This window comes from Streptomyces sp. MH60 (assembly GCF_002939385.1).
GTDB lineage: Bacteria > Actinomycetota > Actinomycetes > Streptomycetales > Streptomycetaceae > Streptomyces.
Genome location: NZ_MULI01000011.1, coordinates 120,597 through 143,565, shown reverse-complemented (window position 1 = coordinate 143,565; position 22,969 = coordinate 120,597). Strand labels below are relative to the sequence as shown.

Sequence of the window (22,969 nt, the reverse complement as noted above, 5' to 3'; positions counted from 1 at the left end):
CGCACCCGGCCGCGACGGGTGCGGCCGGGCCGCGCCCCGCAGCAGATACGCCGCGACGCCCAGGAGGGCGGCCGTGATCAGCGCGGCGGCCCAGCCCGGGAGGACGAGGGCCAGCGCCAGCCCCACGGCGAGCGCGACGGCGGCGCCCGCGTACAGGGCGGCGGTGCCGGACGCGGCGTACAGCGTGGCCTTGCGGCGCTGCCTGCGGGTCTGTTCACGCAGTTCGTCGCGCACGGTCTCGCGTGCCACCTGCGCCAGTTCGTCGACCAGTTGCCTGTCCAGGTGTTCCAAGTGATCCATGCGGTCCATGGGTTGCGGGTACCCCCGGGCCCGGCTTCCATGGCCGGACGGCCGGACGGGGAGTGGGCGGCCGGCGGTTCCAACTAGGCTCGTCCTCATGGACATTCTGGGAGCCACACTGCGCGTCTACGTCGACGACCTGGACAAGGCGATCCCCTTCTACGAGGGCCTGGCCGGCGGCGAGGCCCTTCGCTTCGAACGCGGCGGCGTCCAGGTCGCCGCCGTCGGCTGCTTCCTGCTGATGAGCGGGCCCGAGTCCCAGCTCGAGGTGTTGCGCAAGGTGGCCGCGACCATCGCCGTGTCGGACGTCGAGGAGACCGGTCGCGTACTCGGTTCCCTGGGCGCCGACATCATCGCCGGACCGGTCGCGACACCCGCGGGCCGCAACCTGATCGCCCGGCATCCGGACGGGGCGATCTACGAGTACGTGGACCGGCAGCAGTAGGGCCCCGGCACGGCACCCGGGGGGCCGGGCGGGGCTCACTCCCCGTCCGGCCACATCCGGAAGTCGTGGCGGGCCGGGAGCGGTGCGTCGTCCAGCCTCGCCCACAGCAGGCCGATGCTGTCGGCGCCCTCCCTCAGGTCGGCGACCTCGAAGCCCTCGTCGAACACGGCCCGCGCCTCCGCGTTCCGGCCCTCCGCGGCCAGCAACTCGCCCTCGGTCAACCGGAACCGGCCGCGGGCCCGCGTCTCGGGGTCCAGCCGCTCCCACACCGTCCGGGCGTCCGCGGTGCGCCCGACCGCGAGCAGCGCCCCGATCGCCTCCCGGCCCAGCGCCGCGGTGACGGCCGCCCACCCCGCGGCCCCTTCCGCCGCCGCGTCGGTCCGGCGTGCGCACAGGTCGTCGAAGGCCTCGGCGTACCGGTCGGCGGCGCGCTCGCGGTGGCCGTCCTGCTGGTCGGCGACGGCGAGACAGCGCAGCAACGGCCAGCGGTCCGCGGCGGACCCGAGTCCGCGCTCCCAGCTGCGCACCGCCTGCGCCCGGTCGTCGCCGTGCCACTGGGCGACCCCGAGGTGGTACTCGGCGAGAGGGGTGGCGGCCGTGGTCTCCAGCATGTCCCGCCAGGGCCGGGCGACCAGCGTCCCGCCGGGCGGCTCGTGGTGTTCCGGTTCGGGCAGGGACCCGGTGCGCAGCAGGTGCAGCCAGGGCCGCTGCTGCTCGCCGAGGGTGTCCTCGTCGAAGGGTGTGCCGGGCAGCTTCCAGCCGGCCCGCAGCACTTCCAGCGCGCCCCAGCCGGACCCGGTGGCCAGGCGTTCGCCGGGCTCGGTGTCGGCGTACGGCCGCCAGGCGTCGTACGCGGCGTCGACGTCGGCCCGCGGCAGCGCGGCCTCCAGCCGGTCCTCGGCCCGGCGCAGCACGGTGTGCCAGTCGCCGTCCGGCGCGGCGTCGAGCGGCCCGTACGCCTCCAGCCAGGACAGCTCGCTCTCCGCCTCCAGCTTGACGTGTTCCAGCTGGGTGCGGACGAGGCCGGCCTGGATCTCGCAGTAGCCTCCGGTGCCGGGCTCGGTGAGCCACTCCTGCCAGCGGCGTCCGCCGGGTCCGGTGCCCCACACGAAGAGCTTGCGGCCGCGCAGCAGGTCGGTCGAGGTCTGCACCAGTCCGTGGCCGTCCTCGTCGAGTGCGGCGATCCAGCGGCGCCGGTCGTCCGGCACCTCGTAGAAGTAGTCGGCGGCATAGGTGCTGTTCAGCGGGTACGTGCGGTCGACGCCGCCGTACTCCGGGACGGGCACCCTGCGCAGGCGTCGTTCGTATCCGAAGTGCCAGGCCTCGACGGCGGGGGCGAGGACCCGGCGGTCCTCGGGGACGGCGATGTTGGACCACCAGTACGTGGGCACCGGGCGCTCGTGCGGGTTGCGGACGCGGGCGCCGACGTAGAGGAAGTCCGAGCCGTCCGGCAGCCACAGGTCGACCTGGAAGGGCAGGTCGCGCAGCCGCTCCCACTCCCACAGGCGCAGCATCTCGCCGCCGTCGGGGGCGGGGACCCGGGCGGCGTGCACGGGAGAGCAGGACAGGGTGGTGTGGCCGGTGGCGCCGATGTTCCATTCGACGCCGCCGGAGAACCAGGCGCCGTTGAGGGCGAAGTTGGCGGGCTGGAGCACGGGGTTGACGTAGAGGAGTTCGCGGTCGGTGGGCTTGTGGCGGAGGGAGGCGATGCGTCCGCCCAGGCCGGGCAGGACGGTGGCCCGCAGCCGGTCGTTCTCGATGACGAGCGCGTCCAGCCCGCGCGGTGCGCGCTCCCGGTCGTAGCCGTCCCGGACCTGGACGGGCAGCAGGCTGCGCAGTGGTTCGTAGTCGACCTGGCGGGCCATGTCGCGCGGCAGGCCCGCCCGGTCCCGGTCGTCGATGCGGTGGGCCTCGTCCAGGGGACGCAGCGGCGGCAGGGGATTGTCCGGCCCCAGCGGCGCGGCGGGCAGGGTCAGTACCTCGCGTCGGATCGTCGTCACGGTTCCCCATGGAAGCCGCTCCCCGGCGCGGTGAACAGGGGCCCGGTCGGCCGGACCGGGGCGACGTGACTCACGTTTGAACCGTTGGAGCGCGGGGCTACCGGACGGTCTCGGCGGTGATCGCCCAGCGCTGGTGGTCGCGCCAGGCGCCGTCGATGTAGAGCATCCTCGGCGAGAAGCCCTCCAGGTGGAATCCGCAGGCGCGGGCCAGGGCGATCGAGGCGGCGTTGCCCGGCTGGACGTTGATCTCCAGCCGGTGCAGGCGCATCGGCCCGAAGGCGTGGCGCACCACGAGGCCGAGCCCTTCGCGCATCAGCCCGCGACCCGCCGCGTGCGAGAAGGCGCCGTAGCCGAGCGCGCCGCTGCGAAAGCCGCCCTCGACGATGTTGTTGATGTTCACGAACCCGGCGATGGAGCCGCCGGGCACGCCTCCGGAGGCCGCGTCCGTGTCCTTCTCGCACACCAGGAACCCGGCCTTGGTGCGGTCCTCGATCAGCCGGCCCGCGTAGGCCTCGTACGCCTGGACGCTGTCCGGCGGAAAGAGCCAGGGGTGGTGCAGGTCCTTGCTCTGGCGGGCCCGGGCGGTGAACTCGGCGCCGTCCGCATAGGTGAAGTGCCGGATGCCCACGCGCGGGCCCTCGGCGAGGTGGCGGGACGGGGTGTGCGGCATGGGATCAGCCTACGACGGTCAGCGCAGCGCGGGCGTCTCCAGCGTCAAGGTGCCCGCGTCCGCGTCGAGTTCCGCCGGCACGCCGAACGGGACGGTCAGCGCGCCCTCGCAGTGACCGAACCCGAAGTCCTCGGCGACCGGCACGCCGAGCCCGCCGAGCCGGTCGGCCAGCAGGGGGCGCAGCCGTTCGTAGGGCTCGCACTCCGCCCACGAGCCGAGCAGCACGCCGCCGACCCCGTCGAGCCAGCCGGCGCGGAGCAACTGCGTGAGGTAGCGGTCGATGCGGTACGTCTCCTCCCCCACGTCCTCCAGGCACAGCAGCCCGCCGCGCGCGGAGGGCCGGGCGTGCGGGGTGCCCAGGTCGGCGGCGAGCAGGGCGAGGCAGCCGCCCAGGGTCACGCCCCGGGCCCGGCCGGGCACCAGCGGGGTGCCGCCCGAGCTGATCACCCGGACCGTCTCGGGGTCGAACAGGGTGGCCCGCAGGTGCTCCTGTGCCCGGGCGTTCTTGATGAAGTCGATCCCGGCCGCCATCGGCCCGTGCAGGGTGACCAGGCCGAGGCGGGTGGCGAACGCCTCGTGCAGTGCGGTGATGTCGCTGAAGCCGGCGAACACCTTGGGACCGGCCGCGCGCATCGCCTCCCAGTCGAGCAGGTCGGCCATGCGCTGGACGCCGTACCCGCCGCGGGCGCACAGCACCGCGTCCACGGCCGGGTCGCACCAGGCGGCCTGGAGGTCGGCGGCCCGGTCGGCGTCGGTGCCCGCGAGGTAGTCGAAGGTGCCGTGCCGGTCCAGGACGTGCGGCGCCACGACCGGGTCGAGGTCCCAGCCGCGCAGCACGTCAAGGCCCGCCTGGAGCCGCTCCTCGGGGACGGGCCCGCTGGGCGCGACGACGGCCACCCGGGCGCCTGGGGCGAGCCGGGCCGGCCGGACCAGCTCTCTCACCCGGCTCACCGGGTCAGCTCCAGCGCCGGGACGCCGGGCGGGGTCAGCCCGAAGACCTGGGCGTAGAGGGAGAGCTCGGCCTCCAGGGCGCGCACCATGGTCTCCGCGCGGCGGAAGCCGTGTCCCTCGCCCTCGAAGGTGAGGTAGGCGTGCGGCACGCCGCGGCCCGCCATGCGGTCGAGGAACCGCTCGCACTGCACGGGCGGGCAGATCACGTCGTCCAGTCCCTGGAGGAGCAGGAACGGGGCGGTGACGCTCTCGGCGTGCTCGGCGGGCGACCGCTCGGTGTAGCGGTCCGGGACCTCGGCGTACGGGCCGATCAGGCTCTCCAGGTACTGCGACTCGAAGTCGTGGGTCTCCCCGGTCCCCCAGCCGGTCAGGTCGAGGATCGGGTAGCTGATCGTGCCGCAGGCGTAGACGTCGGTGGTGGCCAGCGACGCGGCGGACGTCCAGCCGCCCGCGCTGCCGCCGCGCACGGCGAGCCGCTCCCGGTCGGCGGTGCCCTCCTCGGCGAGCGCGAGGGCGACGGCCGCGCAGTCCTCGACGTCGACGACGCCCCACTGTTCACGCAGCCGGTTGCGGTACTCCCGGCCATGCCCGCTGGAACCCCCGTAGTTGACCTCGGCGACGCCGATGCCGCGGGAGGTGAAGTAGGCGATCTCCAGGTCGAGGACGAGCGGGGACCGGCTGGTGGGGCCGCCGTGCGCCCAGATGACGTACGGCGGCAGCTCGCCGTCCGGGGCGCGGCAGCCGGGGTGGTGCGGCGGGTGGACGTGGGCGTGGATCTCGCGTCCACCCGGGCCCGTGAAGGTACGGATCCGGGGCCGCGGGTAGTACGCCGGGTCGATGGCGTCCTGGTGCGGGGCGCCGATCACCCGGGCGCGGCCGGTGCGGGCGTCCAGCTCGACGACCTCGTAGCCGCTGTGGGGGCTGGCGCCGACACCGACGACCCTCTCCCCGTGCGCGGCGAGGGCGGGCGCGAACTCGGTCCAGGGACCCGCCGCGTCGACGACCTCGCCGGTCTCGGGGTCGAGTATGCCGAGGACGGCGGCGCCCCGGCCGTGCAGGACCGCGATCAGGCCGCTGTCCAGGGGCGCGAACCAGCGCTGTCCGAGCTTCCACAGCGGCCCGCCGAACTCCTCCTCGCGGGCGCACAGCGGCCGCCCGTCGCGGTAGAGGTTCCACCAGCCGGTGCGGTCGGACGCGTACAGCAGGGTGCCGTCCGGGGCCCAGTCCGCCTGGGCGATCGACTCCTCGGGTCCGCCGGCGACGGTCCGGGCGTCCTGGAAGATGCCCTCGGCGTCGACGTCAGCGACGATCAGCTCGGTGCCGTCCCAGGGCATGCGCGGGTGGTCCCAGGCGAGCCAGGCCGCGCGGCGCCCGTCGGGCGAGAGGCGGGGTCCGGTGACGAAGCGGTGCCGCTCGGGGGTGAGTTCGCGGACCGCGGCCCGGTCGTCGGCGGCGGAGCCGTCCAGCGGCACCGCCACCGGGACGCGGCGCACGTCGGTGGGGCCCTCGCCGGTGAACTCCTCCAGGACGCACCACACCTCGCCGCGCTCGGGACGCGGGTCGGGCTCGATCCAGCGCAGCCCGCCGCCCACCGGGGAGAGCGGTGTCAGCGGGCGCGGCTCACCGCCGCCGGGGGTGAAGGCGTACAGCCGCTGGTCGGCGAAGTTCACGAAGGCCACCAGCGGACCGGCGTCGGTCGGGGCCGCGCCCCACGGACGGCCGCCGTACTCGATGACGCGGCTGCGCACGTTCCACGGTGCGGGCAGCACCGGCTCCTCGGTGCCGTCGGCGTGCCGCCGCACCAGGGTGCGCCGCCCGCCCTCGGTGGGCCGCGGCGCGGTCCACCACACCTCGTCACCGACGAAACCGACGTCGTCGGGCCGTCCGTCGTGCGCGGCGGCGAGGGCCGCCTCGACGGGCGAGGGCCACGATCCGTACGGCAGAGTCCGCACTGACTCCCCCACTTCTCCTCCAGCTGCTTGCTCGTCCGGGCGGTGCCCGGGTCTTTACGCGGTGCGCAGGAAACGGTCCAGGACCCGGACTCCGAAGTGCAGGGCCTCGACCGGGACCCGTTCGTCCACACCGTGGAAGAGTGCCTGGTAGTCGAAGCCCTCGGGCAGCTTCAGCGGCGCGAAGCCGTACCCGGTGATGCCGAGCCGCGAGAACTGCTTGGCGTCGGTGCCCCCGGACATGCAGTACGGCACGACGTGCCCCTCGGGCGCGAACTCCTCCACCGCCGCACGCATCCGGGCGTACGTCGGCGAGTCCACCGGCGCCTGGAGGGCGGTCTCGCGGTGGACGAACTCCCAGTCGACGTCCGGCCCGGTGAGCTGGTCGAGGGTGCCGCGGAACTCGTCCTCGGCGCCGTACAGGAACCGTCCGTCGACGTGGGCGACGGCCTCTCCCGGGATGACGTTGACCTTGTACCCGGCGTCCAGCATGGTCGGGTTGCTGCTGTTGCGGACGGTGGCCTCGACCAGTTTCCCGGCCTCGCCGAGCTTGTCCAGCAGGACGTCGACGTCGCTCAGGTCGGTCTCGATGCCGTAGACGGCGGCGATCTCGGTCAGGGCGGCGCGCACGGTCGGGGTCAGGCGCAGCGGCCACTCGTGGTCGCCGATGCGGGTGACCGCGGCGGCGAGCCGGGTGACCGCGTTCTCCCGGTTCACCTTGGAGCCGTGCCCGGCCCGTCCGCGCGCCGTGAGCTTGAGCCAGCCCGTACCGCGCTCACCGGCGGCGATGGGATAGAACTGCCGCCCCGCGCCGTCGTGGAAGGTGAACGCCCCGGACTCGCTGACGCCCTCGGTGCAGCCCTCGAACAGGGCGGCGTGCCGGTCGGCGAGGAAGCCGGAGCCGTCCTCGGCGCTGGCCTCCTCGTCCGCGGTGAAGGCGATCACCACGTCCCGCCGGGGCCGTACGCCCCGCCGGGCCCAGTCGCGGACGACCGCGAGGATCATCGCGTCCATGTTCTTCATGTCGACGGCGCCGCGCCCCCAGACGACGCCGTCGCGGATCTCCCCGGAGAACGGGTGCACGCTCCAGTCGGCGGCCTCGGCGGGCACGACGTCCAGGTGACCGTGGACCAGCAGCGCGTCGGCCGACGGGTCGGTGCCCTCGATGCGCGCCACGACGTTGGTGCGGCCCGGGGTCCGCTCCAGCAGCGTGGGCTCGATCCCGGCCTCGGCGAGATGCGCGGCGGCGTACTCGGCGGCGGGCCGCTCCTGGCAGTCGCCGCCGCCCCGGTTGGTGGTGTCGATCCGGATCAGCTCGGAGGTGAACCGGACGACCTCGTCCAACGCCTGCTCGCCCGTGTCCGGTCCGGTCCCCGTGTGCTCAGCCATACTGCTCCTCCACCGCCGCCGAGACGATCGTCGTGACCGCCTTGAACGTCCGGATCGCCTCGAACATCGTGTCGTGGGTGTACGCCACCTTCCGCTCCCCGACCTGCGCCACACCGGGCACGACGGTCGCGGCCGCCGCCAGGTGCTCGGCGTCGAACTCCAGGGCGAGGGTGAACGGCCCGCCGCTCACCGGCTCGTGCCGCACCGCGAGCGCGGTGGCCTCCTTGGCGGCGGCCCGGATGTCGGCGGCGGTCCTGGCCGGGGTGCGGCACACGGCCGCGTACCGCGACACATGGTCCTTGACCGCGACCTTGCGCGCCTCGGGCGCGTACCCGAGCGCGTCCTCGCAGGCCACGTCGTCCCCGGTGACCAGCACCACGGGCACTCCGTACTCGGCGACCACGTGTGCGTTGAGCAGACCCTCACTGGCCCGTACGTCGTTCAGCCAGACGCCGGTGAGCTGGTTGGCGAGGTAGGTGTGCGCGAGGACGCCCTCCATGCCGGCGCCCGCGTGGTACCCGATGAACGCGATGCCGTCCACGTCTCCGTGCTGGACGCCCTCCACCATGGAGAGCGCCTTGTGCCGCCCGGTGAGCATCTCCGTGCGCTCGTCGAGCCGCTCCAGGAGGAGGTTGCGCATGGACCAGTGCGCCTCGTTGACCAGCACCTCGTCGGCTCCGCCGTCGAAGAAGCCCAGCACGGCCGCGTTCACGTCCGAGGTGAACATCGACCGGCACCGCTCCCACTGCGGCGTCCCCGGCAGCACGTCGGCCGGCCAGGTGACACCGGTGGCGCCTTCCATGTCGGCGCTGATGAGGATCTTCATGGCTCGAACCGTACGCGCTGCCCGGCCTCCTCTGCCAGGGCTGTGGATAACCATCGGTGGTCTGGACCACTGAAGGGGACCCGTACGGCCCCCCGCACGGCCCCCGTACTGCCCCCGTACGGCCTACGATCAGCGCTTTCTCACGGAGGGGACCGTCAACTCCACGGTCCGTCCGGCACCAGGGCGTCGAGGACCGCCGTCAGCCGCGGCGGCTCGACCGGGTCCGCCAGCGAGTCCAGGTCCGGCCACGCCGTCCAGGCGTACGTGTCCAGAGTGGCCTGCTCGTCGGGGAGCAGGCCGGTCCGCACCAGCGGCGGTCGCTCGTCGGCGAACTCGGCGACGAAGAAGTGCTCCGTCCCGATGTACCGCCTGCCGTTCCACCACACGTCACGCTCGACCGGTACCGACCGGTCGAGCACCGCCGCCGGATCGAGCCCGGTCTCCTCGGCCAGTTCGCGCCGCGCGGCCGCCAAAGGCGTCTCGCCCGGCTCGATGCCGCCACCGGGTGGCTCCCAGACGTACGTCCCGTCGAACGGGTCCCGCCAGCGCAGGAGCAGCAGGCGGTGGGCGGCGTCAAGACAGAGGACCCGGGAGGCGGGCCGGTGCGTCGAATCCACCGCCCCGACGCTAGGCGACGCCGGCCACCACCCACGTCGACGGCAGCTCGATGCGAGTGCCGTCCGACGTGTACTCCGTGGTGAACAGGGGAAGTTCGCCGCTCGCCAGGACGGTCAGTCCGGCCGCGCGGAGGTACGCGGGCACCGCTTCGTCGGGGACGGCGCCGGGGGTCAGGCCGTGGCGGAGGACGGGGGCGAGTTTGGCGGGCGGTCCGGCGGGTCCCTGGGCCAGGCCCGCCAGGACGGTCTTGGCCGCCTGGGAGGGCTCGACCAGGAAGGCGCGGCCGCGTTCGCCGACGAGCGCGGCGAGGGCGTCGGCCAGGGGCTGCCGGTCGTCGGGTTCGCACTGGTGCAGGACGCCTCGGACGTAGACGTTGGCGTCGCCCAGTTCGGCGTGCAGCGTCTCGGCCTCGGCCTTGTCGGCGGCGTCCAGTTGCCGGTACGCGGCCAGTCCGGCCGGGTCGGCGTGGCGGGCGTGGGCGAGGGCGGCGGCGGAGAGGTCGGCGCCGACCACGTGCGGGAAGCGTTCGGCGAAGTAGCGGGTCTGGGTGCCGTTGCCGCAGCCCAGGTCGATCAGCGGCAGGGTGGGATCGGTCAGGTGCGGTTCGAAGTGGGCCAGGTGGCGACCGGCGGTCAGCGTCGGCTCCGCGTCCCAGAACACCGCCCCCCGGTCCCCGGAGGCCTCGTTCCAGAAGCCCTCCCAGGCGTCCCGGTACCGACTCGTCACGCTCATGCCCGTCTCCCCAGGTGCGACGACGTACGGCCCGCCGACGACGACGGGTCCGTACGGTGTACCGCGCCCGGCGCACACCCACAAGCGCCCGGCGCATTCCTTCACCAGCCGTTCGCGCCGGGCGGATTCGGCCCCCAGGCCGATCAGGTCGGTACGCCCGGTACCGCGGAGCACCCGCAGCGCGGCAGCGCCCGGCGCTAGCGGTACCGGGCGGGCAGCGTCAGTTCGCACCACACCGTCTTGCCCGCGCCGGTGCGGCTGGCGCCCCAGGCGCGGGCGAGGGTGCTGACCACCCGCAGGCCGCGCCCGGTCTCGTCCTCGGGACCCGCGCTCCGCAGCGCCGGCAGGTCGTGGTCGTCGTCGTCCACCTCGCACAGCAGCGTGTCGGCACGCACCAGGCGCAGCTCGACGGGGCGGGCGTGGGAGTGCCGTACGGCGTTGGTGACGAGCTCGCTGACCATCAGTTCCGCGGGGCCCGCCAGTTTCGGCAGCCCCCAGTCGTGGAGTTGCTCGCGGACCGCCGCGCGGGCGCGGCCCACCTCGGCCGGGTCGCGGGCGATGCGCCATTCGGCGACGGCGTCGGGCTCGATGCCGTTCAGCCGGGCCATCAGCAGGGCGACGTCGTCCTTGCGGCCGCCGCGGGTGCCCAGGGCGCGGATGATGGTGTCGCAGGCGTCGTCCATGGACGCCGCCGGGTGGGCGGCGGACTCGCAGAGGGTGGCGAGTCCGACACCGATGTCCTCGCCGCGCACCTCCACCAGGCCGTCGGTGCACATCACCAGGCGGTCGCCGGGCGACACCGGCACGCGCACCGACTCGAAGGGCACCTCGCCGACGCCGATCGGCGCCCCCGTCGGCAGGTCGATCAGCTCGCTGGCGCCGTCCTCGGCACGGACCAGAACGGGCGGGATGTGACCGGCGTTGGCGAGGTGCAGTTCACCGGCGACCGGGTCGTACACGGCGTACAGGCAGGTCGCGAGGTGGGTGTCGCCGAGCCGCTGGGCGAGGTCGTCGAGGTTGCGCAGGAGCCGCGCGGGCGGCAGGTCGAGGCCGGCCATGGTCTGGACGGCGGTGCGCAACTGGCCCATCATCGCGGCCGAGCCCAGGCCGTGGCCCATCACGTCGCCGACGACGAGGGCGGTGCGGGCGCCCGGCAGCTTGACCGAGTCGAACCAGTCGCCGCCGACCCGGCCGAGCAGCGTGCCCGGCAGATAGCGGGTGGCGATGTCGCAGCCGGCCATCCGCGCGGGGATGTGCGGGAGCATGCTGTCCTGGAGCGTCTCGGCGACGTTCTCCTGGTGGGTGTACATGCGCGCGTTGTCGAGTACGAGGCCCGCGCGGGCGGCGAGTTCGGCGCCGGTGACGCGGTCCATGTCGTTGAAGACCGGCCGCTCCGGGTGCCGGAGCAGGATCATGAAGCCGAGGACGACATTGCGTGCCTTCAGCGGTACCAGCAGCATCGAGCGGCCCGTGATGAGCGGCCGGATGTCCCGCTTCTCGAACTGGGAGGCGACGGCGTGGCCCATCTCCTCGGTGACGCGGGGCACCAGCACCGGCTCACCGCTGGTCATGCACTGGAAGAAGGGGGTGTGCGCCGGGAAGGGCATGGCCTCGCCGACGGGTACGACGTCGTCCCAGCGGCCGGGTTCGTCGGTGTGCTCCAGGGCGACCCGGTGCCACATGGTGGTGGTGTCCGGCACGCCGTCGGGGAAGCCCTCGCCGGCGACGACCTGTTCGCGCAGGTAGGTGCCGGCGACGTCGGTGAAGCGCGGGACGACCGCGCGGCTGACCTCGACGATGGTCTGCGCCAGGTCGAGGGAGGTGCCGATCGCGCCGCTGACCTCGTTGAGGAACTCCAGGCGTTCGCGGACCGCCGCGTACTCCAGGTCCTCGGCCTCGTCGCGCAGTTCCTCCGGCACCGGCTCACCGGCCGCCAGTGCCCGCGCGGCCCGCTCGCGGCGCGCCCGGCGCTCGGCCCGCCGGGGCACGCCCCAGTCGGGGGTGACGGGCACCCGGTCGTTCTGGCTGAACTCCAGGACGGGATAGCCCAGTTCGAGGACCTGGGCGACGATGCGGGCGCTCTCTCCGACGCTCATGCTGGGCAGGATCTCGGGGAGGCGGCGGGCGAGTTCGTCGGCGCCGGGGAAGTCGGTGTGCAGGGCGAATCCGGGCGCGATCCGCTCGACGACACCCGCCCCGGCACTGTCGTCGGCGTAGTCCCTTCGCAGCCCGTCCGCGTCGGCGGCCAGCACCAGCAGCCGCTCCGGCCCCGGTCCCACCAGGGGGTACGCCCACCAGAGCACGTCGACGCGGGCGTCGGCCCGCACGGTCAGCCGGGCGCGGCCCGCGGAGGGGTAGGAGAGCCGCCCGTCGAGGGAGGACTCCAGGCCGGGACCGAGGCCGTCGTGGTCCGGGTACGAGCCGTAGGCCGGGTCGTCGTCCCCCGTCCCGTCCCCGGGGAGCACGCCCGAGACGGGGAGCAGGTCGAGGGCGGGCCGCCCGATCGCCGCTTCCTTGGGCAGGGCGAACAACCGCCGCGCGCCACGGCTCCAGTGGGAGACCAGCCCGTCGCGGTCCACCACGACGACGGCCAGCGGGACGCGGCCCGTGACGGGGTCGGCCGGCACGGTGTCGGGTCCGGCACGGTGGCCGGGAGGTGCGTCCCGCTCGGTGCCATGGTCCATGGCGTCAGGCCCTCTCTGCCCACGGCTCCGCAAGATCTGTGTCGCCGTCACCACCGTACGGTGGCGGCCGGTGACCATGTGCGGCAACGGGGGAATTGGTGGCGCGCGAACGCACCGGCGCGCGCCCGCGCGCCGGTGAGCCGGTCTCAGTCCTCGTGCCCGAGCTGCAGGTCGCGCTCCGTCCGGCCGCCGCCGGCCACCTGGAGCACGGTCGCGACCGGCGGGTATCCGGCCGCGATGACGGTGTACTCGCCGGATGACAGGTCCACGAACCGGAACGTGCCGTCGGGACCGGTGGTCAGGGTGTCCACCACGTTGCCCGCGGCGTCGAGGAGCGTCACGCGCGCGTCCTCCACGGCCCGTCCGCCACTGGCCCGCACGGTGCCGCGCAGCACGGCGCCGCCGGCCAGTTCGACGTCCTGCCGGGTCTCCCGGGCGGCCTGGACGCTGACCGGCAGCGCGGCCGGGCGGAAGGCGGGGGCGCTGGCGGCGAGGGTGTACTCGCCCGCCACCAGCTCCGTGATGACGTAGCCGCCCTCGCGGCCGCTGCGGGTGGTGGCGACGACCTCGCCGTGGACGTTGGTGAGGGTGACGATCGCGTCGCGTACGGGGCTGCCGTCGGCGGTCATGACGCTGCCGGCCAGGCGCCCGGCGCCGCCGAGGACCACGTCGAGTTCCACCGGGCGTTCGCCGACCGTCACCGAGACCGCCTGCGGCTGGTGGCCGCCGGCCGCGGCGATCAGGACGTAGGCCCCGGATCCGGGCGTGGCCAGCGCGTAGCGTCCGTCGTCGCCGCTGGCGCCCCGGCCGATCTGCTGCCCGCCGACGTCGATGAGGGTGAGTGCCGCGCGGGGCACGACGGTGCCGTCGGGGTGCTGCACCGTGCCGCAGACGGGGATGCCGCCGGCGTAGGGCGACCGGGCGGGCGGCACCTGGGCGGCAGGCTGCGCCTGCTGTGCGTACTGCGGCTGCTGTGCGGTCTCCGGGTCGGTGGCGGGGGCGTTGTGGGACACCAGTGGTTTCTCCTTGAGGAAGAGGGCGATGAGGAGCCCGAGGACGAGCACCGGCACCAGGTAGAGGAAGATCCGGGGCATGGCGTCGGCGTACGCCCCGATGTAGGCGTCGCGCAGCGCCGGGGGCAGGGAGTGGACGAGCTGTGGGGTGATGGCCTCGGCGTCCGGGAGCCGGACTCCCGCTTCGGCGGGGACCCGGTCGGCCAGGGCGTCGGTGAGCCGGCCCGCGAAGAGGGTGCCGAAGACGGCCGCGCCGACACTGCCGCCGATCTGCCGGAAGTAGTTGTTGGCGCTGGTGGCGGTGCCCAGGTCGGCGGGGCGCACCGAGTTCTGGACGGCGAGGACCAGGACCGGCATCACCAGGCCGATGCCGGCGCCGAGCACGGCCATCCAGATGCTGTAGTGCAGCCGGGACGTGTCGGCGTCGAGGCGGGAGAGCAACCACATGCCGACGACGGACAGCGCGCTGCCGAGGATCGGGTGGGTCCGGTAGTGACCGGTGCGGCTGATGAGCTGTCCGGAGATGATCGAGGCGCCCACGACGCCGCCCATCATCGGCAGCATCAGCAGGCCGGACTCGGTGGCACTGGCGCCGTCGACCATCTGGAGGAAGGTCGGCAGGTAGCTGGCGGCGCCGAACAGGGCGACGCCGACGACGAGGCCGACCAGGGCGGTGACGTTGAAGATGGAGTCCCGGAACAGGCGCAGCGGGATCAGCGGTTCGGGCGCGAAGTGCTCCGCGACCAGGAAGAGCAGGGTGGCCCCGACCGCTCCGGCGCCGAGGCCGAGGATGGCCTTCGAGCCCCACTCGTACTCGGTGCCGCCCCAGCTGGTGAGCAGGACCAGGCAGGTGGAGGCGGCGGCGAGCAGCAGGGCGCCGAGGATGTCCAGGCGGGGCTTGACCCGCGGCCGGGGCAGCTTGAGGACGACGGCGACGACGGCCATGGTGACCAGGCCGAAGGGCACGTTGATGTAGAAGCACCAGCGCCAGGAGAGGTGGTCGGTGAAGTAGCCGCCGAGCAGCGGGCCGGCGACCGAGGCGAGGCCGAAGGCGGCGCCGATCAGGCCCATGTACCGGCCTCGTTCGCGGGGCGGCACGATGTCCGCGATGATCGCCTGCACGCCGATCATCAGGCCGCCCGCGCCGACGCCCTGCACCGCGCGGAAGGCGATCAGCTGGTCCATGGTCTGCGCGCGTCCGGCGAGCGCGGAGCCGACGACGAAGACCAGGATGGCGAACTGGAAGACGCCCTTGCGGCCGAAGAGGTCGCCGAGCTTGCCGTAGATCGGCAGGCCGACGGTGGAGGTGAGCAGGTAGGCGGTGATCGCCCAGGACATCTTGTCCAGACCGTGCAGCTCACCGACGATCTTCGGCAGCGCCGTGGCGACGATCATCTGCTCCAGGGCGGCGAGCAGCAGCGCCAGCATCAGTCCGACGAAGACCAGCCGCACCCGGCGCGGGCTCAGCCCGGCATCCTGCTTCCCGTCCGGCTCGGGAACGGGAGGTCCCGGGGGCGCCTGGGCCGCGGCGACCGGTTCGTCCTGCGCGGGACTGCCTACCGGGTCCTGCACCAGAGTGATCCCGCCCACGTACCGCTCCCCTCGTCACACCTGCTCACATTTGCCGCCTGAGGCGACAACTGCGAACAAGTGCGACGAGTTACGGACGCACGACGGGTTCGCGCGGAGATCACTCGAACCGGTGAGGCGGCCAACGGCCGCCCCGTGCCTGCCCTTTGGCTACTTCTCGACCTCGGCGGCGAGCTTGGCGAGCAGGGCGTCGTAGATCCGGCCGAGCCCCTTGGGCGCGAAGGTCTTCTCGAAGAAGCCGCCGACACCGCCGGCCCCCTGCCAGGTGGTGACCACGACGACCCGGGACTTGCCCTCGCCCGCCGGGGTGACGCGCCAGGTGGTGACCATGGAGGAGTTGCGGTCCTTCTCGACCAGCTCGCCGTCGGTCGGCTCGGTGACCTCCAGCAGGCAGTCACGGACGCGCTTGCTGGTGGCCTGGAGTTTCCAGTGCACGAGGGTGCCCTCGCCGTCGCCGCCCTCCCGGACCTCGTACTCGCTGAAGTGCTCGGGCAGCAGCTTCTCGCGGGTGCCGCTGTAGTCGGCGAGGGTGTCGAACACCGTCTCCGCGTCCGCTGCGACGATCCGCTCCGTCGTCGCCTCGACCTGCGCCATCGGGTTCCTCCAGGGCCTGGTTCTCGGGTTCGGGGCAAGCCAACCACCCCGCCGCCCGGCCACCAAATCGAGGGGCGTGAAGCGGCCCCGCACGACTCGTCCGCACGATCAAGGGAACAAGTGTTCTATTGTGTCGAACAGTGCTACCGAGGAGGCCGCAATGCGCTGGGAGAACCTCACGGACTCCGACCACGCCCGGACGGCGGACACCGCGCTGTTCGGCGCGGACGCCGTCGTCACCCGCACGTTCGACACGCCCGAGTTCAGCGGCATCACCTTCCACGAGGTGCGGGCCCGCTCGATCCTGAACCGGGTGCCGGGGGCCTCGCGCATGCCGTTCGAGTGGACGGTGAACCCCTACCGGGGCTGCACGCACGCGTGCGTGTACTGCTTCGCGCGCAAGACGCACAGCTATCTGGATCTCGACACGGGGCTCGGCTTCGACTCCCAGATCGTCGTCAAGGTGAACGCGCCCGAGCTGCTGCGCCGCCAGCTGGCCTCCCGCCGCTGGCAGGGCGAGCACGTCGCGATGGGCACCAACGTCGACTGCTACCAGCGCGCGGAAGGCCGCTACCGGCTGATGCCGGGCATCATCGAGGCCCTCACCGAGCGGGCGAACCCCTTCTCGATCCTCACCAAGGGCACGCTGATCCTGCGCGACCTGGACCTGCTGACCCGGGCGGCCCGGGTGACGGACGTGGGCATCTCGGTCTCGGTCGGCTTCACCGACGCGGACCTGTGGCGCACCGTGGAGCCGGGCACCCCCGCACCGGAACGCAGGCTGGAGGTCGTACGGGCCCTCGGCGAGCGCGGTATCGGCTGCGGGGTGCTGATGGCTCCGGTCATCCCCTTCCTCGGCGACGAGCCGGCCCAGCTGCGGGCCACCGTGCGGGCCATCGCCGCCGCGGGCGCCACCTCGGTGACGCCCCTGGTGCTGCACCTGCGGCCGGGCGCCCGCGAGTGGTTCATGGCCTGGCTCGGACAGCACCACCCGCACCTGGTCCGCCGCTACGAACGGCTCTACGCGGACGGCGCCTACGCCCCGAAGTGGTACCAGCGGCGCATCACCCGCCAGGTGCACGACCTGGCCCGCGAGTACGGCATCGGTCCCGCGCGCGCGGGGATGCCGCGACGGATCGCGGAACCGGAGCCCTCGCGGCCTGCGGGTCCCGCGTCCACCGAGCCGGTGCAGCTCTCCCTCATCTGACAGCCTTCGGGTACGGGACCGGCCGAAGAAGTCGGCCCCGCCCCGAGTGAAAGGACCCTCCATGGCCTACGGCCGCATCGCCTCGATGAAGACCCGGCCCGGCTTCCGCGACGAGGTCGTCGCCCTTCTCCTGAGCGGCGCCGACGGTCTGCGGGAGGCCGGATGCGACCTCTATCTCGTGGGCCTGTCCGACGACGACGAGACGACGATCTGGGTGACCGAGGTGTGGCGGAGCCGGGAACATCACGACGCCTCGCTGGAACTGCCTGAGGCGAAGGCCGCCATCGGCCGGGCCATGCCGATGCTCACGGGCGAGTTCACCGGGCAGGAGATGTCGGTCGCGGGTGGGCTCGGGCTCTGACGGCGTCGTAGCCCACCAGGAGCGTCCGAGTAAGAGCATTGGAGGGCATCTTCCGACCCAATCGGGTCAAGTATGGACAGCTCTCGTTCTTCCGGGAGCGCTCCCCGGGACCATCCGGCGAGGACCGCGATCCGCGCGGACCGCAGCCTCTCCGTCCTGGGAGTCCTGGGAGAACGCCATGAGACAACGCGCAGCCGTGCTGTGCGGCGCCGCCGTCATCGCCGCCGGGACCGTCACTGCCGCCGTCCCCGCCGACGCGAGCGCACCGCGGCCCACGCACGCCGCGCCCGCGGCCGGCCCGCACTGGGAGAAGTGCGCCACGGAGGACTACCCGACGCTCCAGTGCGCGTCCCTGAAGGTGCCGCTCGACCACGCGCGTCCGCGCGGGAGGCAGATCACGCTGGCGCTGTCCCGCGTCCCGCACACCGCCGGGACGTACCAGGGCCCCCTGCTGGTGAACCCCGGCGGCCCCGGCGGCAGCGGGCTGACGCTGGCCGGGTTCGTGGCGTCGTCGCTGCCCGCGAAGGTGGCCGCCCAGTACGACGTCATCGGCTTCGACCCGCGCGGCGTGGGCAAGAGCACTCCCGCGCTGGACTGTCTGCCGGGCCACTTCGACCCGGTGCGGCCCGACTCGCTGCCGGACACTCCCGACGTCGAGCAGGCCAATCTCACGCGCGCGAAGTCCTTCGCCGACGCCTGCGGCGAGAAGTACGCGGACGTGCTGCCGTACATCGACACGGTCAGCGCCGCGCGGGACGTGGACGCCATCCGCGCGGCGCTCGGCGCCGAGAAGCTCAACTACTTCGGCTACTCGTACGGCACCTACCTGGGCGCCGTCTACGCCAAGCTCTACCCGCACCGCGTGCGGCGGCTGGTCCTGGACTCCGTCGTCGGGCCGGACGACGTCTGGTACGACGCCAACCTCAACCAGGACCTCGCCTTCAACGACCGCCACCGGGCGTTCCTGGCGTGGATCGCCGGGCACGACGCGGCCTACGGGCTGGGCACCGACCCCGAGCGGATCGAGACCGCCTGGTACGCCATGCGGGCGGCGCTGGCGAAGCGGCCCGCCGGAGGGAAGGTCGGCGCCTCCGAGCTGGAGGACACCTACATGCCCGGCGGGTACTACAACGGCTACTGGCCCTATCTGGCCGAGGCGTTCGCCGCGTACGTGAACGACCAGGACACCGGCCCGCTGGTCGAGGCGTACGAGAACTTCGGGGCCCCGGACGCCTCCGGCGACAACGGCTACAGCGTCTACACCGCGGTGCAGTGCCGCGACGCCGGCTGGCCGCGGGACTGGGACGCGTGGCGCGACGACAGCTGGGACCTGTACGAGAAGGCGCCGTTCATGGTGTGGAACAACGCCTGGTACAACGCGCCGTGCGCGTTCTGGCCCACACCGTCCCGCCGGCCGGTGGACGTCGCCAACGGCGAACTGCCCCCGGTCCTGCTGTTCCAGGCGACCGGCGACGCGGCCACGCCGTACGAGGGCGGCGTCACCGCGCACCGGCTGCTGCGCGGCTCCGCCCTCGTCGTGGAGGACGGCGGCGGGAACCACGGCATCACGCTGAGCGGCAACGACTGCCTGGACGAGCACCTGGCCGCCTACCTGACCGACGGCACCGTGCCGCACGGCGACGGGGGCGAGGCGGACGCGGTGTGCCCGGCGCTGCCGGACCCGAAGCCGCTGGAGTCCAAGGCGGCTTCGACGTCCTCGCGGAGTTCGACCCTGCACGGGCTGCTCGGCTTCCGCGGCTAGCCGCCCCGTTCGCACACCCCGTCGGGGGCGTTGTCAGTGCCGTGGTCCACGATGGACGCATGAGTGAGCTGACCAGGATCCCCGCCCCCGAGGGCGTCGCGCCCGCCGCGCAGTACACCCATGTGGTCCTCGGCACCGGGCGGTTCGTGGCCGTCTCGGGGCAGCTCGCGCTGGACGAGGACGGCGCGGTGGTCGGCGAGGGCGACCCCGCGGCCCAGGCCCGCCAGGTGTTCGAGAACCTCCGCCGCTGCCTGGCCTCGGCCGGTGCGGCCTTCGACGACGTGGTGAAGCTGACCTTCTTCGTCACGGACATGGCCCACATGGGCGCGATCCGCGCGGCCCGCGCCGAGCACATACCCGACGACCGGCTGCCGGCCGCCTCGGCGGTGCAGGTGGGCGCGCTGGTCCGGCCGGAGTTCCTCATGGAGATCGAGGCGTTCGCGGTCGTGGCGCCGTGAGCGGCCCGCAGGCGCGCGTGCGGGTGCGGGAGATGGTCCTCGCGGACTGCGACCGCGTGTCCCTGATCCGTGTCCGGGGCTGGCAGAGCGCCTACCGGGGTCTGATGCCGCAGCCGCACCTCGACGCGATGGACCCCGCCGCCGACGCGGAGCGGCGTCGCGACCTGTTCGCCCGGGCCCCGGAGGGCGTGCTGAACCTGGTCGCCGAGGACGAGGGCGGCGAGGTCGTCGGCTGGGCCTGCCACGGCCCCTACCGGGACGGCGAGGCGCGCACCGCGGACGCCGAGTTGTACGCCCTCTACGTCGACGCCGGACGGTTCGGTGCGGGCATCGGGCAGGCCCTGGTCGGGGAGTCGGTACGCCGGTGCCGGGCCGCCGGGCACGCCCGCATGCTCCTGTGGGTGCTCAAGGGCAACACCCGCGCCCGGCGCTTCTACGAGCGGGCGGGCTTCCGCGCCGACGGCGCCGAGGAGCCCTTCGAGGTGGACGGCGTCCCAGTGCCCGAGGTGCGCTACGCCCGGCCGCTGACCGGTTGACGGGCCGTCATCGCCCGGCCGCCGGCCCGCCGCTCACCGCTGCCCCGGGATGCGCGCCAGCGCCCGCACCGCCGCCTCGGCCAGCGCCGGGTGGGCCAGGGCGTCGTTCAGGACGGGCCCCGCGCGCTCGTCGCCGAGGGCGCCGAGGCCCTCGACGCAGGCGAGCGCGACGCGCCGGTACGGGTCGTGCGGGCGCAGCCGCCGCTCCAGCGTGGTGATCAGCGCGGGCACCGACTCGGGGGCCCGCAGCTCGGCCAGCAGCCGCACCGGATGCAGGGCGTAGGCGACCCGCAGTTCGTTGGTGGCGAGGGCGGCGGCCGCGCGGGCGGTGCGCGGGTCGCCGAGGCGGGCCAGGGCGTGGGCGGCCGAGGCACAGCGCGGCGGGTCGCGGTGGTTCAGCAGGAGCACGAGCGATTCGAAGGCCCGCCGGTCCCCCGCCACGCCCAGCCGGAAGGCGGCCAGTTCCCGGGCCCACAGCGGGTGTCCGGGCTCGGTGAGCACGGCGGCCAGCTCGTCGTGGTCCCCGGTCGCCACGAGCCGGTCGTACACCGCCCGCGCCCCCGGGGCACCCGACGCCGCCGCCTCGGCCCGTAAGCGCTCCGTGAGCGTTCGCAACTCTTCGTCCATGACACCGAGGTTAGGGGCGTCACACCGGGCGTGGGACCTACATCACGAACACCGGGGGCTGGCGCGCTCGTTACCCGCGGGTTAACCTCAGACGAGCGGGCCATCCGCCCGCAGCAACTCCTCACGGTGGTTTGGTGACGCAACCACCAGGAGGGCAGTCGGTCCGGTACCTCGGGTACCGCATCAGGACCCGGCCCCGGGACAGGGCCGGTCACAGGCCGCCGGCCGGGCGCGTGCGCCCTCCGCGACGGCACCGGGCGTGTGCGCCGTTCGAGCCCGGCAACACCCGCACTCCGTTCCTCCCTTTCCCACGCACCCGGTGCGCCGCGACGGCGCCCGCATGCGTGCTCCCGTCGTCACCCCTCATTCCTGGAGTCCCGCGATGGCCACTCCCCTGTCCGACACCCCTCTGTCCCCGCTCCAGACGATCGCCGTCGTCGGCCTCGGCACGATGGGCACCGGCATCGCCGAGGTCCTGGCCGGGGCCGGCCGCGAGGTCGTCGGCATCGACGTCAGCGAGGCGCAGGCCGTCAAGGCGGTCGCCGCGCTGGAGTCCTCCACCGCCCGTGCCGTCGAGCGCGGGCGCCTGACCGAGCAGGACCGCGCCGGTGCCCTGGGCCGCGTCCGCACCTCCACCGACCTGCGGGCGGCCGCCGACGCCGACCTGGTGATCGAGGTGGTGCCGGAGTCGTACGAGATCAAGCAGCGGGTCTTCCGGGAGCTGGACGGGATCGTGCGTCCCCAGACGATCCTGGCGACCGGCACCAACGCGCTGTCCGTCACGCGGCTGGCCGCGGACTCGGCCCGCCCGGAGCGGGTGCTCGGCCTGCACTTCTTCAACCCGGCGCCGGCCATGAAGCTGGTCGAGGTCGTCTCCTCGGTGCTGACCGCGCCCGCCGCCGTCACGGCCGTCACCGACCTGGCCCTGGACCTCGGCAAGGAGCCGGTCGCGGTCGGGGACCGGCCCGGTTTCGTCGCGGACGGCCTGCTGTTCGGCTACCTCAACCAGGCCGCGGCGATGTACGAGGCGAACTACGCCTCCCGCGAGGACATCGACGCCGCGATGCGCCTCGGCTGCGGCCTGCCGATGGGGCCGCTGGCGCTGCTCGACCTGGTGGGCGTGGACACCGCCCGCACGGTCCTGGAGGCCATGTACGCCGCCTCCCGGGACCGCCTGCACGCCCCGGCGCCGATCCTCAGGCAGCTCAGCGAGGCGGGACTGACGGGCCGCAAGGCGGGGCGCGGCTTCTACACCTACGAGGCGCCCGGCAGCGCGGTCGTGGTGCCGGACGCGCTGACCCCGCGGAAGGGGGGCACCGCGGTCTCCGGCCGGCCGGTGCGCGCCGTCGGTGTGGCCGGTTCCGGCACCATGGCGTCGGGCATCGCGGAGGTGTTCGCCAAGGCCGGGTACGAGGTGGTGCTGGCCGCCCGCAGCGCGGAGAAGGCGCAGACGGCCAAGGCCCGGATCGGCAAGTCCCTGGCGCGGTCGGTCGACAAGGGGCGGATGACCGCCGAGGCGGCCGCGGGGGCGCTGGAGCTGATCACGCCGACGGGCACGTACGACGACTTCGCCGACGTCGATCTGGCCGTGGAGGCCGTCGCCGAGGACCTGGAGGTTAAGCGGCAGCTGTTCGGCACCCTGGACAAGGTCTGCAAGCCCGGCGCGGTGCTGGCCACCACCACCTCCTCGCTGCCGGTCGTGGCCTGCGCCCGCGCCACCTCGCGTCCGCAGGACGTGATCGGCATGCACTTCTTCAACCCGGCCCCGGCGATGAAGCTGGTCGAGGTGGTCCGCACCGTGCTGACCGCCGACGACGTGCACGCCACCGTCCACGAGGTCTGCGCCAAGGTCCGCAAGCACGCGGTGGACTGCGGTGACCGGGCCGGGTTCATCGTGAACGCGCTGCTGTTCCCGTACCTCAACAACGCGGTCAAGATGGTGCAGGAGCACTACGCGACCCTCGACGACATCGACGCGGCGATGAAACTGGGCGGCGGCTACCCGATGGGCCCGTTCGAGCTGCTCGACGTGGTCGGACTCGATGTGTCGCTGGCCATCGAGAAGGTCCTGCACCGGGAGTTCCGCGACCCGGGGCTGGCGCCCGCACCGCTGCTCGAGCATCTGGTGGCCGCGGGCTGCCTCGGCCGCAAGACGGGCCGCGGCTTCCGCGAGCATGCCCGCCGCTGAGCGACCGGGCGACTGGTTCGGGCCCGAGGAGGACTGGGGCGGGCTGCTCGGTCCGGCCGGGTCTCCCCC

Annotated in this window: 20 protein-coding genes; 7 read left to right on the top strand and 13 right to left on the bottom strand. The window is 73.7% G+C overall.

The genetic code is table 11. The features are described 5' to 3' along the window. The coding region (locus BZZ08_RS10945; RefSeq protein WP_198601403.1) for a phage holin family protein at positions 1–309 on the bottom strand (309 nt) is incomplete at its 3' end. A gap of 88 nt (positions 310–397) precedes the next feature. On the opposite strand from BZZ08_RS10945, the gene BZZ08_RS10940 reads away from it, so the two are divergent. Next, the gene (locus BZZ08_RS10940; RefSeq protein WP_104631973.1) at positions 398–745 is read left to right on the top strand and encodes a glyoxalase; all 348 of its coding nucleotides are present in this window, start codon (positions 398–400) and stop codon (positions 743–745) included. Positions 746–780: 35 nt separating this feature from the next. On the opposite strand, the gene BZZ08_RS10935 is transcribed toward BZZ08_RS10940, so the two are convergent. From BZZ08_RS10935 to BZZ08_RS10885, 11 genes are all read right to left on the bottom strand, one after another. Beyond that, positions 781–2,745 (bottom strand): DUF5107 domain-containing protein, encoded by a 1,965-nt coding sequence (locus BZZ08_RS10935; RefSeq protein WP_104631972.1) that lies wholly within the window; start codon positions 2,743–2,745, stop codon positions 781–783. A 97-nt stretch (positions 2,746–2,842) separates the two neighbouring features. Beyond that, the gene (locus BZZ08_RS10930; protein WP_104631971.1) at positions 2,843–3,415 is read right to left on the bottom strand and encodes a GNAT family N-acetyltransferase; all 573 of its coding nucleotides are present in this window, start codon (positions 3,413–3,415) and stop codon (positions 2,843–2,845) included. Positions 3,416–3,433: 18 nt separating this feature from the next. Further along, a complete protein-coding gene (locus tag BZZ08_RS10925) occupies positions 3,434–4,357 on the bottom strand; it encodes a S66 peptidase family protein (protein WP_104631985.1) in 924 nt (307 codons plus the stop codon). A 5-nt stretch (positions 4,358–4,362) separates the two neighbouring features. Next, positions 4,363–6,318 carry a S9 family peptidase gene (locus tag BZZ08_RS10920; RefSeq protein ID WP_241965435.1) on the bottom strand — a complete coding sequence of 652 codons (1,956 nt, stop codon included), beginning with the start codon at positions 6,316–6,318 and terminating at the stop codon, positions 4,363–4,365. Positions 6,319–6,372: 54 nt separating this feature from the next. After that, complete coding sequence (locus BZZ08_RS10915) at positions 6,373–7,704, bottom strand: M20/M25/M40 family metallo-hydrolase (RefSeq protein WP_104631969.1); 1,332 nt, start codon at positions 7,702–7,704, stop codon at positions 6,373–6,375. After that, positions 7,697–8,530: a M55 family metallopeptidase gene (locus BZZ08_RS10910; RefSeq protein WP_104631968.1), complete on the bottom strand. Its 834-nt coding sequence runs from the start codon at positions 8,528–8,530 to the stop codon at positions 7,697–7,699. The genes BZZ08_RS10915 and BZZ08_RS10910 overlap by 8 nt, the downstream gene beginning before the upstream one ends. 155 nt (positions 8,531–8,685) lie before the next feature. Then, positions 8,686–9,147 carry an NUDIX hydrolase gene (locus BZZ08_RS10905; protein WP_104631967.1) on the bottom strand — a complete coding sequence of 154 codons (462 nt, stop codon included), beginning with the start codon at positions 9,145–9,147 and terminating at the stop codon, positions 8,686–8,688. Positions 9,148–9,157: 10 nt separating this feature from the next. Then, positions 9,158–9,880: a class I SAM-dependent methyltransferase gene (locus BZZ08_RS10900; protein WP_104631984.1), complete on the bottom strand. Its 723-nt coding sequence runs from the start codon at positions 9,878–9,880 to the stop codon at positions 9,158–9,160. Between the two features lie 197 nt (positions 9,881–10,077). Continuing rightward, a complete protein-coding gene (locus BZZ08_RS10895) occupies positions 10,078–12,564 on the bottom strand; it encodes a SpoIIE family protein phosphatase (RefSeq protein WP_198601402.1) in 2,487 nt (828 codons plus the stop codon). A gap of 146 nt (positions 12,565–12,710) precedes the next feature. Then, positions 12,711–15,167, bottom strand: coding sequence for an MFS transporter (locus tag BZZ08_RS10890; RefSeq protein WP_104631965.1), 2,457 nt, complete (start codon positions 15,165–15,167; stop codon positions 12,711–12,713). Between the two features lie 150 nt (positions 15,168–15,317). Then, a complete protein-coding gene (locus BZZ08_RS10885) occupies positions 15,318–15,761 on the bottom strand; it encodes an SRPBCC family protein (RefSeq protein WP_059302693.1) in 444 nt (147 codons plus the stop codon). 160 nt (positions 15,762–15,921) lie between these two features. On the opposite strand from BZZ08_RS10885, the gene BZZ08_RS10880 reads away from it, so the two are divergent. The 5 genes from BZZ08_RS10880 (at position 15,922) to BZZ08_RS10860 (ending at position 20,085) form a co-directional block, all read left to right on the top strand. Continuing rightward, on the top strand, positions 15,922–16,968 hold the full coding sequence (locus BZZ08_RS10880) for an Rv2578c family radical SAM protein (RefSeq protein ID WP_104631964.1): 1,047 nt from the start codon (positions 15,922–15,924) through the stop codon (positions 16,966–16,968). A gap of 61 nt (positions 16,969–17,029) precedes the next feature. Continuing rightward, positions 17,030–17,329 (top strand): putative quinol monooxygenase, encoded by a 300-nt coding sequence (locus BZZ08_RS10875; RefSeq protein WP_104631963.1) that lies wholly within the window; start codon positions 17,030–17,032, stop codon positions 17,327–17,329. Positions 17,330–17,507: 178 nt separating this feature from the next. Further along, positions 17,508–19,091, top strand: a complete 1,584-nt coding sequence (locus BZZ08_RS10870) for an alpha/beta hydrolase (protein ID WP_104631962.1) — start codon at positions 17,508–17,510, stop codon at positions 19,089–19,091. A 59-nt stretch (positions 19,092–19,150) separates the two neighbouring features. After that, the gene (locus tag BZZ08_RS10865) at positions 19,151–19,549 is read left to right on the top strand and encodes a RidA family protein (protein ID WP_104631961.1); all 399 of its coding nucleotides are present in this window, start codon (positions 19,151–19,153) and stop codon (positions 19,547–19,549) included. Next, complete coding sequence (locus tag BZZ08_RS10860; protein ID WP_104631960.1) at positions 19,546–20,085, top strand: GNAT family N-acetyltransferase; 540 nt, start codon at positions 19,546–19,548, stop codon at positions 20,083–20,085. The genes BZZ08_RS10865 and BZZ08_RS10860 overlap by 4 nt, the downstream gene beginning before the upstream one ends. A 33-nt stretch (positions 20,086–20,118) precedes the next feature. Here the strand turns inward: BZZ08_RS10860 and BZZ08_RS10855 are convergent, their stop codons facing one another. Beyond that, the gene (locus tag BZZ08_RS10855) at positions 20,119–20,712 is read right to left on the bottom strand and encodes an adenylosuccinate lyase (protein ID WP_104631959.1); all 594 of its coding nucleotides are present in this window, start codon (positions 20,710–20,712) and stop codon (positions 20,119–20,121) included. Positions 20,713–21,094: 382 nt separating this feature from the next. Between BZZ08_RS10855 and BZZ08_RS10850 the strand changes: the two genes are divergently transcribed. Continuing rightward, on the top strand, positions 21,095–22,900 hold the full coding sequence (locus tag BZZ08_RS10850) for a 3-hydroxyacyl-CoA dehydrogenase family protein (RefSeq protein ID WP_104631958.1): 1,806 nt from the start codon (positions 21,095–21,097) through the stop codon (positions 22,898–22,900). Positions 22,901–22,969 lie beyond the last annotated feature (69 nt).

Excerpts from the sequence above, each read along its gene's own strand:
- BZZ08_RS10875 (WP_104631963.1), top strand. The coding sequence starts at position 17,030 with ATGGCCTACGGCCGCATCGCCTCGATGAAGACCCGGCCCGGCTTCCGC.
- BZZ08_RS10855 (WP_104631959.1), bottom strand. The coding sequence starts at position 20,712 with ATGGACGAAGAGTTGCGAACGCTCACGGAGCGCTTACGGGCCGAGGCG.
- BZZ08_RS10895 (WP_198601402.1), bottom strand. The coding sequence starts at position 12,564 with ATGGACCATGGCACCGAGCGGGACGCACCTCCCGGCCACCGTGCCGGA.
- BZZ08_RS10915 (WP_104631969.1), bottom strand. The coding sequence starts at position 7,704 with ATGGCTGAGCACACGGGGACCGGACCGGACACGGGCGAGCAGGCGTTG.
- BZZ08_RS10850 (WP_104631958.1), top strand. The coding sequence starts at position 21,095 with ATGGCCACTCCCCTGTCCGACACCCCTCTGTCCCCGCTCCAGACGATC.
- BZZ08_RS10940 (WP_104631973.1), top strand. The coding sequence starts at position 398 with ATGGACATTCTGGGAGCCACACTGCGCGTCTACGTCGACGACCTGGAC.
- BZZ08_RS10910 (WP_104631968.1), bottom strand. The coding sequence starts at position 8,530 with ATGAAGATCCTCATCAGCGCCGACATGGAAGGCGCCACCGGTGTCACC.
- BZZ08_RS10885 (WP_059302693.1), bottom strand. The coding sequence starts at position 15,761 with ATGGCGCAGGTCGAGGCGACGACGGAGCGGATCGTCGCAGCGGACGCG.
- BZZ08_RS10930 (WP_104631971.1), bottom strand. The coding sequence starts at position 3,415 with ATGCCGCACACCCCGTCCCGCCACCTCGCCGAGGGCCCGCGCGTGGGC.
- BZZ08_RS10880 (WP_104631964.1), top strand. The coding sequence starts at position 15,922 with ATGCGCTGGGAGAACCTCACGGACTCCGACCACGCCCGGACGGCGGAC.
- BZZ08_RS10870 (WP_104631962.1), top strand. The coding sequence starts at position 17,508 with ATGAGACAACGCGCAGCCGTGCTGTGCGGCGCCGCCGTCATCGCCGCC.
- BZZ08_RS10900 (WP_104631984.1), bottom strand. The coding sequence starts at position 9,880 with ATGAGCGTGACGAGTCGGTACCGGGACGCCTGGGAGGGCTTCTGGAAC.
- BZZ08_RS10865 (WP_104631961.1), top strand. The coding sequence starts at position 19,151 with ATGAGTGAGCTGACCAGGATCCCCGCCCCCGAGGGCGTCGCGCCCGCC.